This is a genomic window from Phenylobacterium sp. (assembly GCF_004799515.1).
Taxonomy (GTDB): Bacteria; Pseudomonadota; Alphaproteobacteria; order Caulobacterales; family Caulobacteraceae; genus Phenylobacterium.
Window position 1 is genome coordinate 50543 of the sequence record NZ_SSMX01000030.1, and the last position, 16744, is coordinate 67286.

Here is a 16744-nt window from a genome sequence, read left to right on the forward strand (position 1 = left end):
AGTATTTACGATGTAAGATTTGCGAAAACCTTAGAAAATATGGAATTCTACAGGGGGCGGTCCAGAGATTGACCATCCTCTTTCATTTGCTCGTCACAAACTGATGCCATTTGCCGGCTTCTCGGCAAATGGGTCCAATGTAGATGTCAATGAAGGCGGCGGAGTTGGATTCTTTACGAGATGAAATACATCTGGCGTCCGCATTTACACTGTAATTCTACAGGTTCTTACATCGTAAATGTTTGACCAGGAGCCGACGAATACAACTACGGGCCATATGGCCGAATCAAGGCAGCGCCGCCGTCTGGGGAGACGGCGCCGCAGGGCTTCAAGAGGGGAAAGAATGCAATTGAAACTGAACCGCGCGCTCTGCGCGTCCACCGCCCTGGTTACGGGTCTGCTGATGGCTTCCGCAGCCTCGGCGCAGTCGACCGCCACCCAGGTCCAGGAACTGGTCGTCACCGGCGCCCATGGCCAGCCGACCGTCGCGGGTGTGATCACCCAGGTGCAGGAGGCGAAGGACGTCTCGGTCGTCAACCACGAGTTCTTCGAGCACCAGACGGTAGGCGAGAACTTTGCCCAGCTGATCAACCTGCTGCCGGGCGTGACCTACACGTCGGAAGACGCCTACGGGAACCTCTCCGGCGACCTGCACATCCACGGCTTCGACGGCGCCCACATCGGCGTGACCATCGACGGCGTGCCGGTGAACGACACCGGCAACTACGCGATCTTCCCAGGTGAGTACCTGACGCCGGAGATCACCGACCATATCATCGTGAACCTGGGCGCGACCTCGGTGGACAGCCCGACGGCCTCGGCGGTGGGCGGCACGGTCGAGATCGTGACCAAGCTCCCGACCAAGGACCCGGAACTCATCTTCCAGCCCAGCGTCGGCAGCTACGACTACACCCGCTACTACGTCGAGGGCGACACCGGCGAGATCGGCCCGTGGGGCACCCGCATTTTCCTCGCCGGCAACTACGACCACTACGACAAGTTCGTCGGCTCCGGCGACGAGATGAAGGAAGGCTTCGACGCCCGCATCTATCAGCCGCTGAAGGGCAGCGACTTCCTCAGCCTGTCGGCCAGCTATCTGCTCGAGCACGACTACTTCTACGAGTCGTCCTCGCCGTCGCAGTTCGCCCAGACCGCGCTCGGAATCGGCAAGAACAACCTGGACTTCAACACCCAGTGGATCGCGCCGACCGCGGTCAACGGCAAGGCGGACACCCCCGCCGGCAGCGCTTCGGGCAGCCCGGCGATATTCCCGGGCCAGGAGCAGGGCAGCGCCGGGGCCAGCGGCTACGACGGCAATTTCTGGGCCCTGCACCCCAACCCGGTGATCTTCGGCACCATCCGCGGCGCCTCGAAGTTCTCGCTGACCGACAGCCTGACCTTCACCTTTGACCCGTCGTTTTTCTACACCCTGGCCAACGGCGGCGGCGTCACGGCCGTGTCCGAAAGCGATCCGCGGCTGAAGGGCAATTGCCTGACCTGTGCGGGCGTGGACCTGAACGGCGACCACGACTTCCTCGACACCGTCGATCTCTACTCACCCAGCAACACCAACACCCGCCGCTACGGCCTTTCGAGTTCGCTGCTCTGGGACCTGGACGAGCACAACCACTTCTCGCTGGGCTACACCCTCGACTACGGCATGCACCGCCAGACCGGCGAGCTGGGCTTCATCGATCCGGAGACGGGTCTGCCGGGCTCGATCTTCGGCGGCAAGGACGGGGCAGGCTCGACCAAGGTCATCACCGCCGACGGCAGCTTCCTGCGCTCGCGCGACCGCCACTCGGTCGCCGAGCTGAACCAGTTCGACCTGAACTACATCGGCAAGTTCCTGGACGACAGGCTGCACCTGAACGTCGGCATCCGCGATCCGTACTTCAAGCGCGACCTCGAGCAGTTCTGCTACACCTTCAACGGCACCAGCGCCTATTGCGACACCGTCAGCCCGGCCCTGGTGCAGGCGGCGTTCAACGCCGGGGTCGCGGCGGGGAACACCAATGCGCTGTCGACCCTCTTGTTCGGCAAGACCGGCTCGATCTCCTTCGACCCGGTGACCAAGGCCCCGAACTTCCGGATGCCGTTCAGCCAGACCTTCAACTTCAACAAGATACTGCCCAACGCCGGCGCGACCTATCGGATCACCGACGATCAGATGATCTACGCCACCTATGCTGAAGGCTATTCGGCGCCGAAGACCGACGACCTCTATTCATCGACCACCGCGGTGGTGCAGCCGGAAACCTCGGACGCCTATGTGGTCGGCTGGCGCTATCAGAGCCAGGCGGTGACCACCTCGTTCAGCCTGTGGGACACCGAGTACCACAACCGCATCGTGCAGTCGTTCGACCCAACCGACCCGACGCTGTCGATCGACCGCAACATCGGCGACGTTCGGCTCTATGGCCTCGACCTGGAAGCCGGCGCCCAGCCGTTCGAGCACTTCACGATCTACGCCTCGGGCGAGTACACCCAGTCCGACGTGCTCTCGAACGAGATCGTCGCCAGCGCTGGCGCCCTGCCGCTGGCCCTGCCCACCAAGGGCAAGGAGCTGGTGCTGCAGCCGAAGTACAGCGCCGCCCTCAACGCCCGCTATGATTTCGGCTGGATCAACATCGGCGGCAACGTGAAGTACCAGGGCAAGCGGTGGATCGACGACATGAACACCGCCCAGATGCCTGACGTCACCACGGTGGATTTCGACGCGCGTATGCCGATCTCCTGGTGGGGCGCGCAGAACACCTACCTGCAGCTCAACGTCCTGAACCTGACCAACACGCGCCAGCCGATCCGGGTGTCGTCGGTCTCCAACGCCAGCGCGGTCGTGGTCGACGGCAGCCCCATCTCGGCGAAGTCGTTCTTCTACTTCTACAACCAGCCCCGCACCTTCTCGATCACCCTGCACGCGCAGTTCTGATCGAGAACTCCATAGCGGAGGTTCTGGGGCGGCCCGCGTGCGGGCCGCCCCTTTCGTCTACGCGGGTCCTTGACGGCCCGGCCCCAGCGGACCATCTGCGCGCGTCTCCTAAAATTGGAGTCTGGGATGACCGTCACCGTACCGCCCGAATGGGCGCCGCACCGCGCCATGTGGCTGGGCTTCCCCAGCCATGCGGAGCTGTGGGAGGACGACCTGCCGGCCGCCCAGGCCGAGGTGGGGGCGCTGGCCCGCGCCCTGGCCGGCCCGGGCGGGGAACGGGTGCGGCTGATGACCGGCTCGGCGGAGGGCGAGGCGGACGCTCGCGCCCAGTTGGGCGGCGTCGAGGGGATCGAGATCGTCCCTGGCGCCTTTGGCGACATCTGGCTGCGCGACACCGGCCCGATCTTCGCCAAGCGGCCGGACGGCGACGTCGCGCTGGCCTTCCGCTTCAACGGCTGGGGCGGCAAGTACCAGCTGGCGCACGACGACACCGTGGCCGCCCAGATCGCCGAGGCCTCGGGCGTCCCGCTGGTCGCCCACGACTTCATCCTGGAAGGCGGCGCGGTCGACCACGACGGCGAAGGCACGGTGCTGACCACCGGCCAGTGCGTGCTGAACGCCAACCGCAATCCCGGCTGGACCGACGCGAAGGCGCAGGCCGCCTTCGCCCAGGCCTTCGGGGCGCGGAAGGTGCTGTGGCTGGGCGAGGGCCTGGCCAACGACCACACCGACGGCCACGTGGACAACCTGGCGCGCTTCGTGGCGCCGGGCGTGGTCGCCTGTCCGGTCGCCTTCGGCCGCGGCGATCCCAACGCGGCGGCCTACGATGACGCCGCGCGCCGGCTGCAGGGGATGACCGACGCTTCGGGCCGCAAGCTGGAGGTGATGCGCATCCCGTCGCCCGGCTGGATCGATGGCGATGAAGGCAAGGCCGCCCCGGCCAGCCACATGAACTTCCTGATCGCCAACAAGGCCGTCATCGTCCCGATCTACGCCGAGGCGCCCGGCCGCTTCGCCGTCGAGGCCCTGGAGCACCTGTTCCCCGGCCGCGAGGTGATCGGGCTTCCGTCCCACGCCATCCTGACCGGCGGCGGCTCCTTCCACTGCATCAGCCAGCAGGAGCCCGCCTGATGCCGCGCACGCTGACCGCCGCCGCGATCCAGGCGCCCTTCGGCCTGGACCTGGCGGCCAACATCAAGGCCGTCGAAGGCCACATCCGCGAGGCCGCCGCCCGCGGCGCCCAGGTGATCCTACCGCCGGAGCTGTTCCAGGGGCCCTACTTCTGCGTCGCCCAGGAGGAGCGCTGGTTCGCCGAGGCCCATCCCTGGCGCGAGCACCCTTGCGTCACGGCGCTGGCCCCGCTGGCCGGCGAACTGGGCGTGGTGCTGCCGATCTCGATCTTCGAGCGCGAGGGGCCGCACTACTTCAACAGCCTGGTGATGGCCGACGCCGACGGCTCGCTGCTGGGCGTCTATCGCAAGAGCCATATCCCCGATGGGCCGGGCTACATGGAGAAGTACTACTTCCGGCCCGGCGACACTGGCTTCAAGGTCTGGGACACCCGCTTCGGCCGCCTGGGCGTCGGCATCTGCTGGGACCAGTGGTATCCGGAGGCCGCGCGCGCCATGGCGCTGATGGGCGCCGAGGCGCTGTTCTATCCCACCGCCATCGGCTCGGAGCCGCACGATCCCAGCCTGGACACCGCCGCGCCCTGGCGCCGCGCCATGCAGGGCCATGCGGTCTCCAACGTGATCCCGGTGATCGGCGCCAACCGCACCGGCTTCGAGGCCTGGGACAACTATCCGAACGGCGGCCAGCTGTTCTACGGCTCCAGCTTCATCGCCGACCACCGCGGCGACCTGGTGCAGGCCTTCGGGCGCGAGGACGAGGGCGCGCTGGTCGCCGAGTTCGACCTCGACTTCCTGAAGACCCACCGCGCCGCCTGGGGATTCTTCCGCGACCGCCGCCCGGACCTCTATGGGGCGCTGACCCAGGGCCGGCCGGCTTGATCGAGACTGAACGCCTCATCCTGCGCGGCTGGTCGGACGCCGACCGGGAGCCCTACGCCGACATCATGATCGACCCCGAGGTTGGCCGATGGCTGGGCGGGCCTTTCAGCCGCCAGCAGGCCTATGAGCGGGTCGACCGCTTCACCGCGAGCCTCGCGGAGACCGGGCTGGGGCGGCTCGCCATCGAGCGCAAGGCCGACGGGCGGCTGATCGGCCATTGCGGTCTGGCGTCCTCACCCGTCGTGGAGGACATCCCACAGGGTCTGGAGATCGGCTGGGCCCTGGCGCCCGACGCCTGGGGCTCAGGCTATGCGGTCGAGGCGGCGCGCGCCGTGCTGGCCGACGGCTTCGCCCGGCCGGGCGTCGAAGAGATCTTCGCCTACACCGGCGAGACGAACCTTCGCTCCCAGGCCGTGATGCAGCGGCTGAGCATGCGGCGCGCCGCCGACCGCGACTTCGATCACCCGTCGCTGGCGACGGACCACCCGCTGCGCCGGCACATCGTCTATGTGGCGAAGCGGCCCTAGGACCGCAGCACCGTCAGGCCGTTCTTGATCACGGTGGCGTTGCGCGCCTGCACGCGGGCCTCGAACGAGATCTCCTTGCCGTCCTTCCAGAGGTCGACGGTGATCGTGTCGCCGGGGAAGACCGGGGCGGAGAACCGCGCCTGGTGGCTCGCGATCTGGTCGGGGTCGTAGCCGGTGATCGCCTGCAGCACCGCGCGGCAGGTGATGCCGTAGGTGCAGAGCCCGTGCAGGATCGGCCGCGGGAAGCCCGAGCGCTTGGCGCTTTCCGGATCGGAGTGCAGCGGGTTGCGGTCGCCGTTCAGCCGATAGAGCAGGGCCTGGTCCTCGCGGGTGGCGATGTCCACCGACAGGTCCGGCTTGCGGCCGGGGATCGGATGCGGCTCCGGCTGACCTTCGGATGGGCCGCCGAACCCGCCGTCGGCGCGGCAGAAGCTGGAGCCGGTCAGCGTCGCCACCAGGGCGCCGCTCTCGTCCTTCCAGGTGGTCTGGTTCAGGAGCACCGCGCCCTTGTCCTTCCCCTTGTCGAAGGCGCCGATGGTGCGGCTCTCGGTGGTGAAGGTCCCGCTGGTGGGCAGCGGCTTGTGCAACTCCACCTTCTGCTCGCCGTGCACCAGCATCAGGTAGTTGGGCTGGCTGGGCCGATGGCCCTCCTTGGTCGGCAGCGCCTCGCCGCGCCCGGCGCCGGAGGCGAGCACCGTGGCCGCCGTCGGCACCACCTTCAGGCCCTTCTCATAGACGAAGGCCAGCTCGGTCTCGTCCATCGGGTCGTGACCCAGACCGATGCCGAGCGCGTAGAGCATCACGTCCTTGTCGCCGTAGCTGAAGGTGCGCGGCTTGGCGCCCTGCTCCAGCACGTCGGGATAGAAAATGGGCATGGCGATCTCCTCAGGAACCTATGGGGTCGGCTCTGTCGGCCGTAAGAACAATGCCGGGATCAAAGCCCCTCGCCCGGAGCGGCGCAAGCGGCCAGGCAGGCGATTTGCGGGCCGGCGGCTGATCGGCTAGAGGAGGCGACTTCCCGCGCGGACGGCATCCGGCCCGCGGCTCCTCCTCGACCTCGAAGGCGCGATATGACGACCACCGCCACGTCCGGCATCTCCGGCAACGTCCTCTTCTACCAGCAGCCCGAGCCGCTCTCGCCGGAGACGCATCGCGGCATGGGGGTGAAGAACATGGACGGCCCCTTCGGCTTCGCGAAGGTGGGCCATGCCGTGCCGCTGACCGTGGGCGAGTTTCCGCCGGCGGTCGCCACCGGCCCGATCATCTTCGTGGGCGAGGAGAAGCTGCCGATCCTGGTCATGGGCCTGAACGCCGGCCACAACATCTACGTGCGCGACGACGGCCTGTTCGAGGCGGGCGTCTACATCCCGGCCTACGTGCGCCGCTATCCGTTCATCTTCGCCAACGACGACCAGGCCAAGCAGATGGTGTTGTGCGTCGACCGCGCCGCCGAGTTCATCGTCGACAGCGGCTGGGACATGCCCTTCTTCGAGGCGGACGGCCAAGCCAGCTCGTACACCAAGAACTGCATCGACTTCTGCAACAGCTTCGAGACCGAGCGGCAGCGGACTGCAAGCTTCGTCCAGCTCCTGAAGGATCTCGACCTGTTCGAATCCAAGGTCGCCAGCTTCACCCCGGCGAACCCGGACGGCACGCCGGCCGAGCCGCAGAAGATCGCGGAATATTTCGGGGTCTCCGAGGAGAAGCTCGTGAAGCTGCCGGCGGAGAAGTACATCGAGCTGCGCGACAACGGCGCCCTGCCGCAGATCTATGCCCACCTGGTCTCGCTCCTGGGCTGGGACCGGCTGGTGGCGCTGACCCTGGCCCGCCAGGCGCAGCAGGAGATCGCCGCCAACGCCTGAAGCGGCGGCCTCAGCGGGCGAAGACGCTCCGCGTCAGGCACGAGAAGACCAGCCGGCCGGCCTCGTCCAGGAGGTCGTGCTGGGCGATGACGATGCCCTTGCCCTCGCCCACCGGGTCCTTGGCCATGATGGTCATGCGTCCGCGCAGCAGCTCGCCAGCCGGCGGATTGCGCACCCAGCGGAGCGCATCGACCCCCAAGCGCTTGGTCTGCGGCCAGTCGGTGTGGGCCACCGCGTCCAGCCGCGCCCAGATCGCATAGACCATGGCGTCCGGCGCGCCGCGCTCGGCGGCCCAGCCGGGGGTGAAGCCCTTGATGAACTGGGCCAGCGTCTCGGCCTCAATGGCGGCGGCGCCCAGGGACACCACCTGGCCGATCTGGATATCGTCGAAGGACGCTGGCACGGCGCGCGATTCCCCAATGGATTCGGCGATGATGAGGCCGCTCGCGAGCGCAAGTCGAGCCTCGCTTTGCGCCGAGGCCCAAGGCAGGCCATATAGCCGCCCATGACGTCGGGGAAGATGAGCGGATGATGCGGATCCTGGCAGGTCTGGCGCTGGCCTTGGTCATGGCGCTCCAGATGGCGGCGTTTCCGGCGGCGGCGCAGCCGGAGGGCCTGGCCAAGCACGTCACCGCCCAACTGGTCGCCGACCAGCAGGGCGTCGCCCCCGGCGGGACCGTCCGCGTCGCGCTGCGCCAGCAGATCCAGAAGGGCTGGCACACCTATTGGCGCAACTCCGGCGACAGCGGCGAGGCCACACGGATCAAATGGGACCTGCCGGCCGGCTGGCAGGCGGGCGACTTCACCTGGCCCGCGCCCCGGAAACTGCCGGTCGGCCCGCTGATGAACTACGGCTACGAGGGCGAGGTGCTGTTGCCGGTGGCGATCACCGCACCCGCCTCGGCCAAGGTCGGCGACAAGGTCACGCTGAAGGCCAAGGCCTCCTTCCTGGTCTGCGCCGAGATCTGCGTGCCGGAGGACGACGACCTCAGCCTGACCCTGCCGGTCACCGCCGGCCCCGCCGCGCCCGACCCGACCTGGGCCAAGCCGATCGCCGACACCCTGGCCGCCGCGCCCAAGCCCGCGGCCCTGGCGGCGGTCTTCCAGCCCCGGCCCGGCGGCGTGGCGCTGGCCATCACCGGCGCGGCCCTGAAGGGCGCGGAGTTGGCCCAGGCCTATTTCTTCCCCTTCGACTCCACCGTCATCGACCACGCCAAGCCGCAGGCGATCGAGCGCGGCCCCGACGGCCTGACGCTCACGCTGGCGCCCGGCTACGGCTTCCAGGGCGGCAAGGCCCCGGCCAGCGTCGCAGGCGTGCTGGAGGCCGGCGGCAAGGCCTATGAGCTGACCGCCGCGCCGGGCGCGCCGCCGCCGGGGGCCTCGGGCCTCGGGCCGCCGGCCGCTGAAGGCCAGGGCGGCGACAACCTGGGCCTGGCCGCGGCGGCGCTGTTCGCCGTCCTGGGCGGGCTGATCCTCAACCTGATGCCCTGCGTCTTCCCGATCCTGGCCATGAAGGCCGCGTCCCTGGCCGGCCACGGCGGCGGCGAGAGCCACGCCGAGGCGCGGACGCAAGGGTTGGCGTTCGGCGCGGGCTCGGTGCTGACCTTCCTGGCGCTGGCCGGCGGACTGATCGCGCTGAAGGCGGCGGGCTCGGCCGTGGGCTGGGGCTTCCAGCTGCAGTCGCCGCCGGTGGTGGCGGTGCTCTGCCTCCTGATGCTGGCGGTGGCGCTCAACCTCTCCGGCCTGTTCGAGGTCGGGACCTCCCTGCAAGGCGCGGGCTCTGGCCTGGCGAGCCGGGGCGGCGCGCTGGGCGCCTTCTTCACCGGCGCGCTGGCGGTGGTGGTGGCGGCGCCCTGTACGGCGCCCTTCATGGGCCCGGCGCTCGGCTGGGCGCTGACCCAGCCGCCGGTCGCGGCGTTGGTGGTCTTCCTGGCGCTGGGGATCGGCTTCGCAGCGCCGTTCGTGTTGGTCGCCTTCGCGCCGGGCCTGCTGTCCCGCCTGCCGAAGCCCGGCGCGTGGATGGAGCTGTTCCGCAAAGCGCTGGCCTTCCCGATGTACGGGGCGGCCGCCTGGTTGGCCTGGGTGCTGGCTCAGCAGGCCGGCGCGGACGACCTCGCCAAGCTGTTCGCCGCCGCCGTGGTGGTGGCGTTGGCTGCCTGGCTCGCGGGCCTGGCCCAGCGCCGCGCCGCCCTGGGCGGCAAGCCGGTGATCCTCACCGCCGGCGCGGGCGTCCTGGCCGCCCTGGCGGTCGCCACCGTGGTCTGGCCGCAGGACGAGGCCGCCGAGCTGCAGACCGAGCCCTACAGCCCCGCCCGCGTCGCCGCCCTGCGCGCCGAGGGCCGGCCGGTGTTCGTCAACTACACCGCCGCCTGGTGCGTCTCCTGCCAGGTCAATGACAAGGTGGCGCTGTCGACCCACGCCGTCGCCCAGGCCTTCGCCCGCCATAAGGTCGCCTATTTGAAGGCCGATTGGACCAAGCGCGATGGCGCTATCGCCGCCGAACTGGCCAGCCATGGCCGGGCCGGCGTGCCGCTCTACCTGGTCTATGGAACCAACGGCGGCGAGGGCGTTATCCTGCCGTCGATCCTGACGCCCGACATCGTGGTCAAAGCCGTCGAGGCCGCCGACCGCCACTAGAGTATAAGGAGCCTTGCGATGATCGCCCGCCGCTCGCTTCTCGCCGCCGCCGTCTGTCTGGGACTGGCCGCGCCGGCCTTCGCCGAGCCGCAGCTCGGGCAGCCCGCGCCGCCGTTCAAGGCGCTGGACGCCCAGGGCCACGAGCGTTCGCTCTCCGACTTCGCCGGCAAGACCGTGGTCCTGGAGTGGACCAATTCCGGCTGCCCCTACGTCGGCAAGCACTATGGTTCCGGCACCATGCAGGCCCTGCAGAAGAAGGAGACTGCCGAAGGCGTGGTCTGGCTGACGGTGTCGTCCTCGGCGCCCGACATGCAGGGCTATTTCACCGGTAAGACCGCCCAGGCCTGGGCGGCCAAGGAGCATTGGGCGGGCACCGCCATCCTGCTCGACGGCGCCGGCAAGATCGGCCGCGAATACGGGGCCAAGAACACCCCGCACATGTTCGTCATCGATAAGGCCGGCCGCATCGCCTACATGGGCGGCATCGACGACCGGCCCTACGCCGATCCCGAGAGCCTGAAGGGGGCCAAGCCCTATGTCGCCCTGGCGCTAGCCGACCTCAAGGCCGGGCGGCCGGTGGCCACACCGGTCTCGCAACCCTATGGCTGCAGCGTGAAATACAACTCGGCCGAATAGGCCTGAGCCAAATTCGAGGGAAAGCGCTTGTCCGACCTGACCGCCGCCTGGGCGCGCCTGACCGAAGCCGCCAAGGCGGCGGGGCCGCGCCGCATCGCCTCGCTGTTCGACGCCGAGCCGGAGCGTCTGAAGCGCCTCGTCGTCGAGGCCGCGGACCTGGAACTCGACCTCTCCAAACAGCCCTGGTCGCTGGCCGACCTCGACGCCGCCCTGGCGCTGGCCAAGGCCGGGGGCGTCGAGGCCGCGCGCGAACGGTTCTTCGCCGGCGAGCCGGTCAACAGCTCCGAACACCGCGCCGCCCTGCACATGGCGCTGCGCGCGCCGCGCGGGTCGGATTTCAAGGCGCAGGGCCAGCCAGTCTCCGGCGAGGTGGAGGCTATGCGCGGCCGCATGGCGGCCTTCGCCAATGGCATCAGGTCCGGCGCGCACAAGGGCGCCACTGGCAAGCCGTTCAGGAAGCTCATCCACATCGGCATCGGCGGCTCGGATTTCGGCCCGCGGCTGGTCTGGGAGGCGCTACGGCCCCTCGATCCTGAGATCGAGGTCCGCTACGTCGCGAACGTCGACCCCGCCGACCTGGCCTTCGCCCTGCATGGCCTGGACCCCGCCGAGACCCTGGTGGTCGTCGTCTCCAAGACCTTCACCACCCAGGAGACCATGACCAACGCCAAGGCGGCCCGCGACTGGCTGCGCGCGGCGCTCGGGCCGGCGGGCGACGCACACCTGGTCGCGGTGTCCGCGGCGCTGAAGGAGACCGCAGCCTTCGGCGTGCCGGACGAGCACGTCTTCGGCTTCGGCGACTGGGTGGGCGGGCGCTATTCGGTCTGGTCGCCGGTGGGCCTGTCCTGCGTGATCGGCCTGGGACCCGAAGCGTTCGAGGCCATGCTGGCCGGCGCGGCGGCGATGGACGCCCATTTCCAGAGCGCGCCGCTGGAGCGCAACGCGCCGGCGCTGCTGGCGCTCGCGCACATCTTCAACCGCAACGGCCTCGGTCGGCCGGTCCGCGCCGTGGTGCCCTACGCCCAGCGCCTGCACCTCCTGCCCACCTACCTGCAGCAGCTGGAGATGGAATCGAACGGCAAGCAGGTGACCGCGCTGGGCCAGCCCGTCGCCCACCACACCGCCCAAGCGGTGTTCGGCGACGCCGGCACCAATGTGCAGCACGCCTTCTTCCAGCTGATGCACCAGGGCACCGACGTCATCCCCACGGACTTCATCGCCGTGCGCCACGCCGCCGAGGGCGATCCGGCGGCCCAGCGGATCCTGCTCTCCAACGTCATCGCCCAGGCCGAGGCCCTGATGGTCGGCAAGAGCGAGGCGGCCGTCCGCGCCGAACTGGCCGCCAAGGGCCTTCCCGCCGCGGAGATCGACACCCTGGCTCCGCAGCGGACCTTCCCCGGCGATCGGCCTTCGGCCTTCGTCCTGATGGACCGGCTGGACCCGCAGCATCTAGGCGCCCTCCTGGCGCTCTACGAGCACAAGACCTTCGTCGAGGGCGTGCTCTGGGAGATCAACAGCTTCGACCAGTGGGGCGTGGAGCTGGGCAAGACGCTGGCCACCCGGGTGCTCGGCGAACTGGACGGCGGCGCGGCCGGCGCCCACGACCCGTCCACCGCCCGCCTGATCGGGAAGCTCAAGGGATGAGCGGACCGAAGGTCACGGTCTTCGACAACCTCTTGCCGCCGCCGGAGCACGCCGCCGTCTGGGCGTTCCTCAACCAGGGCGGCTGGACCTACGGCGGCTTCTCCGCCCAGGGGCCGGAGGCCGACCGCTACTTCTACAAGCACTTCGCCGGCTACCGGAACGACGGGCGCGAGGCGCGCGACCTGGCCGCCATCGAGACGGAGCTGCTGGCGACCGCCCCGATCGTGGGCGAGATGTGGAAGGCCCTGCGGAAGGGGCCGTTGCAGGGCCAAGCCCTGTCGCGCTGCTACGCCAACGCCATGTCCGGCGGCGTCGAGGGCGGCCTGCACCTGGACTCCAACATCGAGAGCCACCTGACCGCCATCTACTATCCGCATCCCGCCTGGGAGCCCGACTTCGCGGGCGAGACCCTGCTGTTCAACGCATCGGGCGACGAGATCGTGGCGGCGATCTATCCGAAGCCGAACCGGCTGGCGATCTTCTCCGGGACCATCCCGCACGTGGCCCGGCCCATGTCGCGGCGGCGTTCGGACCTGCGCATCACCCTGATGTTCAAGACCATGCCGGCCGACGCCGGCCCCGCCGGCTGACTTCCTTTGTTCACGATCCTTCGCTATAGCCGCCGCCCATGAGCGGTTCCGCGCACCATCAAGGCCACCATCGCCATCCGACCTTCGCGGGTCCGGACCGGGATCGCTTGGCTTAAGAGCGTCCCTTCCGAGCCCCGCCGACGCGGACGGGGCTCGATCATCGGCCTCGTCCGTCGCTTCCCTTCAACCGGACACGACCATGGACGATCCAACTTCCCCAAAGCCTTCCTTGAGCAGCGGCCCGCCAACGGCTAAGCGCGGGCCCATGACCGACGACGCCGTTCCTTCGAGCCCCGCCCGGCCGCAAGCCCGCTCGCCGCGCGGCTTCATCGACCGCCGCGCCCGCGACCTGGCGGCCGAGCGGAAAATCCTGTCCGCCGTGGCCGAGGTCTATGAGCGGCACGGCTTCGAGGCCCTGGACACCGGGGCGTTCGAATACGCCGATGCGCTGGGCAAGTTCCTGCCGGACGCGGACCGGCCGAACGAGGGCGTCTTCGCCCTGCAGGACGACGACGACCAGTGGATGGCGCTGCGCTACGACCTGACCGCGCCGCTCGCCCGCTTCGCCGCCCAAAACTGGGAAAGTCTGCCCAAGCCGTTCCGCCGCTACGCCTTCGGGCCGGTGTGGCGCAACGAGAAGCCGGGCCCCGGCCGCTACCGCGAGTTCTGGCAGTGCGACGCCGACACCGTGGGCTCGGCGCGGCCGGAAGCCGACGCGGAGATCATCGCCATGGCGGTGGCGGGCCTGGAGGCCGCGGGCCTGCCGGCCGGCTCGGCGGTGGTGAAGATCAACAACCGCAAGCTGCTCAACGGCCTTATGAGCGCCGCGGGCGTCGCCAGTGAAGCGCAAAAGCTCACCGTGCTGCGCGCGGTCGACAAGCTGGACCGCCTGGGTCCGGACGGGGTGCGCCTGCTGCTGGGCGAGGGGCGCAAGGACGAGTCCGGCGACTTCACCAAGGGCGCGGGCCTGAGCGCGGCGGCGGCCGAACGGGTGCTGGCCTTCACCGCGGCCGGGGCGGGTGACCGCAGCGCGACGCTTTCGGCGCTCGCCAACGTGGTCGGAGGATCGGCGGAGGGCGACGAGGGGCTGGCGGAACTGGCGGCCATCGACGCGGCGCTGAGCGGCCTGGGCGTCGGCCCCGACCGCGCGGCCTTCGATCCTGCGGTGGTGCGTGGACTGGAATACTACACCGGCGCGGTCTTCGAGGCGGAGCTGCTCCTTCAGACGACGGACGAGCGCGGCCAGCCGATGCGGTTCGGCTCGATCGGCGGGGGCGGCCGCTACGACGACCTGGTGGCCCGCTTCACCGGCGAGCGCACGCCGGCCACCGGCTTCTCCTTCGGCGTCACCCGCCTGGCGGCGGCGCTGAAGGCGGCGGGCCGCGACCTGGCCGCCGATGCGCGGGGGCCAGTGGTGGTGCTGGTGCTCGATCAGGCGCGGATGGCCGACTACATGGCCGTGGCTGGCGAGCTGCGCGCCGCCGGTATCGCCGCGGAGGTCTACCTCGGAACCTCCGGCATGCGCCCGCAGATGAAGTATGCGGACAGACGGCTCTCGCCGGTCGCCGTGATCATCGGCGGCGATGAGTTCGCCGCCGGAACGGTGACGTTGAAGGACCTCGATCTTGGCCGCGAACTTGCCGCCGGGGTCACCGACAACGCCGCCTGGCGCGCCGAGCGCCCTGGCCAGCTCACCGCGCCCCGCGCCGAGCTGGTCGCGGCCGTGCGGCGCATCGTCGACGCCCAAGCGGGCGGAGGCGCGGCGTGAGGGTCGAGCCCGCCGTTCCGTCCGCGGCGCTGGCGGCGATCCGTGACGCGCTCGCGCCGGCCAGGGCGACGCCGGTCGATGCGCCGATCCTGCAGCCGCTCAACCTGCTGCTCGACCTCGCCGGCGAGGCCATGCGCGCGCGGCTCTTCGTCGTGCAGGCCGAGGGCGGCGCGGAGACCTGCCTGCGCCCCGACTTCACCGTCGCCGTGGCGCGCCAGCACCTCGAGGGCGGCGCGGCGTCCGGACGGTACATCTACGAAGGCCCGGCCTTCCGCTCCGCGCCCAAGGGCGAGCGCGCCGAGGAGTTCCTGCAGCTCGGCGTGGAGCTGTTCGCGCCGGCGGGCGGATCGACGGTTGAGGCCGACGCCGAGGTGGCGGGCCTCGCCTGGCGCGCGGCGGCGGCCGGTGGGCGCGAGGACCTGACGCTCTGGCTGGGCGACGTCGGGCTGTTTTCGGCCTTCATCGCCTCGCTGGGTTTGCCCGAGGCGTTGGCCGCGCGGCTGACCCGGGTGGCCGGCCGGCCGCGCCTTCTGGCCGCCGAACTGGCCCGCGCAGGTCACGAGCCCGCCGCGCGCGGCGGCGGCGAGCTGGCGGCCCTGCTGGCCGACCTGCCGCAGGCCCGCGCCGCGGCCTTGCTGGAGGAAGTCTGGGCGTTGGCCGGCGTCGAGCCGGTGGGGGGGCGCGGGCCGGGCGAGGTCGCCGCACGCCTGGTGCGCCGCGCCGCCGAGGCCGAGGCGCCGGCGCTGACCGAGACTCAGGCCGCCGCCATCCACGCCTACATGGCGATCAGCGCCGCGCCGGCTGAGGGCCTGGACGCTGTGCGACGCCTGGCGGGCGCGGGCGAGGCGCTCTCGGCCGCCCTGGCCGACTGGGACGCGCGGCTGGCGACGCTCGCCGACATTCCCGCCGCGCGGATGCGCTTCGCGCCGGCGCTTGGCCACGCCTTCGACTACTACGACGGCCTGACCTTCGAGGTGCTGAGCGACGTCCTAGGGCCGGATCGGCCGGTGGCGTCGGGCGGCCGCTACGACGGCCTCCTGGCGCGGCTCGGCGGGCCGGCGCAGGCGCGGGCGGTGGGCTGTGTCGTGCGGCCCTGGCGCGCCTTCGCGGGAGGCGAGGCGTGAGCGAGACCGAGCTGATCATCGCCATCCCCTCGAAAGGCCGCCTGAAGGAACAGGTCGAGGAGTGGCTGGGCGACTGCGGCCTGGACCTGGCGGTCAGCGGCGGCGCGCGCGGCTACCTGGCCGGCCTGAAGGGCCTGCCGGGCGCGCAGGTGCGCCTGCTGTCGGCCGGCGACATCGCCGAGGCCCTGGGCGCCGGTGAGGCGCACCTCGGCGTCACCGGCGAGGACCTGCTGCGGGAGCGTGGCGACCTGGACGCGCGCGCCCTTCTCCTAAGACCCCTGGGCTTCGGCCGCGCCGACTTGGTGGTGGCCACGCCGAAGAGCTGGCTGGACGTCGACACCATGGCCGACTTGGAGGAGGTGGCGCACGACTACCTCGCACGCACCGGCCGGCGCATGCGGGTGGCCACCAAGTACCTTGCGCAGACCCGCAGCTTCTTCGCCCGCCACGGCGTGGTCGACTACCGGATAACCGAATCGGGCGGCGCGACCGAGGGCGCGCCGGCTTCCGGCGCGGCGGAGCTGGTGGTGGACATCACCACCACCGGTGCGACTCTCGCCGCCAACGGACTGAAGGTGCTGTCGGACGGCCTGATCCTGAGGAGCCAGGCGCAGCTCGCCGCCAGCCTGAAGGCCGTGTGGAGCGCCGATCATCTGGCCACGGCCGAACGCCTGCTGCGCACGGTCGAGGCCCGAGCCGCGGCGATCGCCAGCGCCACCCTGGTCTGGCCGGCCACCGGCGCGGCCGCCGAGACGGCGGCGGTCGAGCGCCTGGTCGCCGATGGCGCCCTGCGGCGGCCGAACGGGTTGATGATCGAGGCCGGCCGCGCGGCGGGGGCGGCGCAGGCGCTGACCGCGGCGGGCCTTGGCCCCGTGACGGTGTCGCGGCCGGAATTCGTCTTCGAGGTGGAGAGCCCGGCGTTTACCGCGTTGAAACACCGAGTTCTTTGACTGACTCGTCAAAAATCGGCCCAGAATTCCCCTGGCTCGCGAAAAACTGATCGCATCTTGCCGAT

General features: G+C 70.3%; 14 protein-coding genes. 12 read left to right on the top strand and 2 right to left on the bottom strand.

Translation table 11 applies throughout. The features are described 5' to 3' along the window. Positions 1 to 343 precede the first annotated feature (343 nt). The 4 genes from E8A49_RS13470 to E8A49_RS13485 all read left to right on the top strand — a co-directional run bounded on the left by E8A49_RS13470 (position 344) and on the right by E8A49_RS13485 (position 5468). Entirely contained in the window at positions 344 to 2932 is a 2589-nt protein-coding gene (locus E8A49_RS13470; RefSeq protein WP_293381982.1) for a TonB-dependent receptor, read from the top strand. 126 nt (positions 2933 to 3058) lie between these two features. Continuing rightward, the gene (locus tag E8A49_RS13475) at positions 3059 to 4063 is read left to right on the top strand and encodes an agmatine deiminase family protein (protein ID WP_293381985.1); all 1005 of its coding nucleotides are present in this window, start codon (positions 3059 to 3061) and stop codon (positions 4061 to 4063) included. Next, on the top strand, positions 4063 to 4941 hold the full coding sequence (aguB, locus tag E8A49_RS13480; protein WP_293381989.1) for an N-carbamoylputrescine amidase: 879 nt from the start codon (positions 4063 to 4065) through the stop codon (positions 4939 to 4941). Before E8A49_RS13475 ends, aguB begins: the two co-directional genes overlap by 1 nt. Next, complete coding sequence (locus tag E8A49_RS13485; RefSeq protein ID WP_293381992.1) at positions 4938 to 5468, top strand: GNAT family N-acetyltransferase; 531 nt, start codon at positions 4938 to 4940, stop codon at positions 5466 to 5468. The genes aguB and E8A49_RS13485 overlap by 4 nt, the downstream gene beginning before the upstream one ends. Here the strand turns inward: E8A49_RS13485 and E8A49_RS13490 are convergent. Beyond that, positions 5465 to 6343 (bottom strand): MaoC/PaaZ C-terminal domain-containing protein, encoded by an 879-nt coding sequence (locus tag E8A49_RS13490; protein WP_293381995.1) that lies wholly within the window; start codon positions 6341 to 6343, stop codon positions 5465 to 5467. The two genes, E8A49_RS13485 and E8A49_RS13490, sit on opposite strands and share 4 nt — an antisense overlap. A gap of 195 nt (positions 6344 to 6538) precedes the next feature. Between E8A49_RS13490 and E8A49_RS13495 the strand changes: the two genes are divergently transcribed. After that, positions 6539 to 7330 carry a SapC family protein gene (locus tag E8A49_RS13495; protein ID WP_293381998.1) on the top strand — a complete coding sequence of 264 codons (792 nt, stop codon included), beginning with the start codon at positions 6539 to 6541 and terminating at the stop codon, positions 7328 to 7330. A gap of 10 nt (positions 7331 to 7340) precedes the next feature. Here the strand turns inward: E8A49_RS13495 and E8A49_RS13500 are convergent, their stop codons facing one another. Further along, a complete protein-coding gene (locus E8A49_RS13500; RefSeq protein WP_293382001.1) occupies positions 7341 to 7733 on the bottom strand; it encodes an acyl dehydratase in 393 nt (130 codons plus the stop codon). 128 nt (positions 7734 to 7861) lie between these two features. Between E8A49_RS13500 and E8A49_RS13505 the strand changes: the two genes are divergently transcribed. From E8A49_RS13505 to hisG, 7 genes are all read left to right on the top strand, one after another. After that, positions 7862 to 9967 (top strand): protein-disulfide reductase DsbD domain-containing protein, encoded by a 2106-nt coding sequence (locus E8A49_RS13505; protein WP_293382629.1) that lies wholly within the window; start codon positions 7862 to 7864, stop codon positions 9965 to 9967. A gap of 18 nt (positions 9968 to 9985) precedes the next feature. Beyond that, on the top strand, positions 9986 to 10603 hold the full coding sequence (locus E8A49_RS13510) for a redoxin domain-containing protein (protein WP_293382004.1): 618 nt from the start codon (positions 9986 to 9988) through the stop codon (positions 10601 to 10603). 27 nt (positions 10604 to 10630) lie between these two features. Beyond that, positions 10631 to 12247 (top strand): glucose-6-phosphate isomerase, encoded by a 1617-nt coding sequence (pgi, locus tag E8A49_RS13515; protein WP_293382007.1) that lies wholly within the window; start codon positions 10631 to 10633, stop codon positions 12245 to 12247. After that, positions 12244 to 12837, top strand: a complete 594-nt coding sequence (locus E8A49_RS13520) for a 2OG-Fe(II) oxygenase (RefSeq protein WP_293382010.1) — start codon at positions 12244 to 12246, stop codon at positions 12835 to 12837. The genes pgi and E8A49_RS13520 overlap by 4 nt, the downstream gene beginning before the upstream one ends. A gap of 265 nt (positions 12838 to 13102) precedes the next feature. Beyond that, positions 13103 to 14605, top strand: coding sequence for a histidine--tRNA ligase (hisS, locus tag E8A49_RS13525; protein WP_293382013.1), 1503 nt, complete (start codon positions 13103 to 13105; stop codon positions 14603 to 14605). After that, positions 14602 to 15729: an ATP phosphoribosyltransferase regulatory subunit gene (locus E8A49_RS13530; RefSeq protein WP_293382016.1), complete on the top strand. Its 1128-nt coding sequence runs from the start codon at positions 14602 to 14604 to the stop codon at positions 15727 to 15729. Before hisS ends, E8A49_RS13530 begins: the two co-directional genes overlap by 4 nt. Next, positions 15726 to 16679 (top strand): ATP phosphoribosyltransferase, encoded by a 954-nt coding sequence (gene hisG, locus E8A49_RS13535; RefSeq protein ID WP_293382019.1) that lies wholly within the window; start codon positions 15726 to 15728, stop codon positions 16677 to 16679. Before E8A49_RS13530 ends, hisG begins: the two co-directional genes overlap by 4 nt. The last annotated feature ends 65 nt before the right edge of the window (positions 16680 to 16744 follow it).

Excerpts from the sequence above, each read along its gene's own strand:
- E8A49_RS13470 (WP_293381982.1), top strand. The coding sequence starts at position 344 with ATGCAATTGAAACTGAACCGCGCGCTCTGCGCGTCCACCGCCCTGGTT.
- E8A49_RS13475 (WP_293381985.1), top strand. The coding sequence starts at position 3,059 with ATGACCGTCACCGTACCGCCCGAATGGGCGCCGCACCGCGCCATGTGG.
- aguB (WP_293381989.1), top strand. The coding sequence starts at position 4,063 with ATGCCGCGCACGCTGACCGCCGCCGCGATCCAGGCGCCCTTCGGCCTG.
- E8A49_RS13490 (WP_293381995.1), bottom strand. The coding sequence starts at position 6,343 with ATGCCCATTTTCTATCCCGACGTGCTGGAGCAGGGCGCCAAGCCGCGC.
- E8A49_RS13495 (WP_293381998.1), top strand. The coding sequence starts at position 6,539 with ATGACGACCACCGCCACGTCCGGCATCTCCGGCAACGTCCTCTTCTAC.
- E8A49_RS13505 (WP_293382629.1), top strand. The coding sequence starts at position 7,862 with ATGCGGATCCTGGCAGGTCTGGCGCTGGCCTTGGTCATGGCGCTCCAG.
- E8A49_RS13510 (WP_293382004.1), top strand. The coding sequence starts at position 9,986 with ATGATCGCCCGCCGCTCGCTTCTCGCCGCCGCCGTCTGTCTGGGACTG.
- E8A49_RS13520 (WP_293382010.1), top strand. The coding sequence starts at position 12,244 with ATGAGCGGACCGAAGGTCACGGTCTTCGACAACCTCTTGCCGCCGCCG.
- hisS (WP_293382013.1), top strand. The coding sequence starts at position 13,103 with ATGACCGACGACGCCGTTCCTTCGAGCCCCGCCCGGCCGCAAGCCCGC.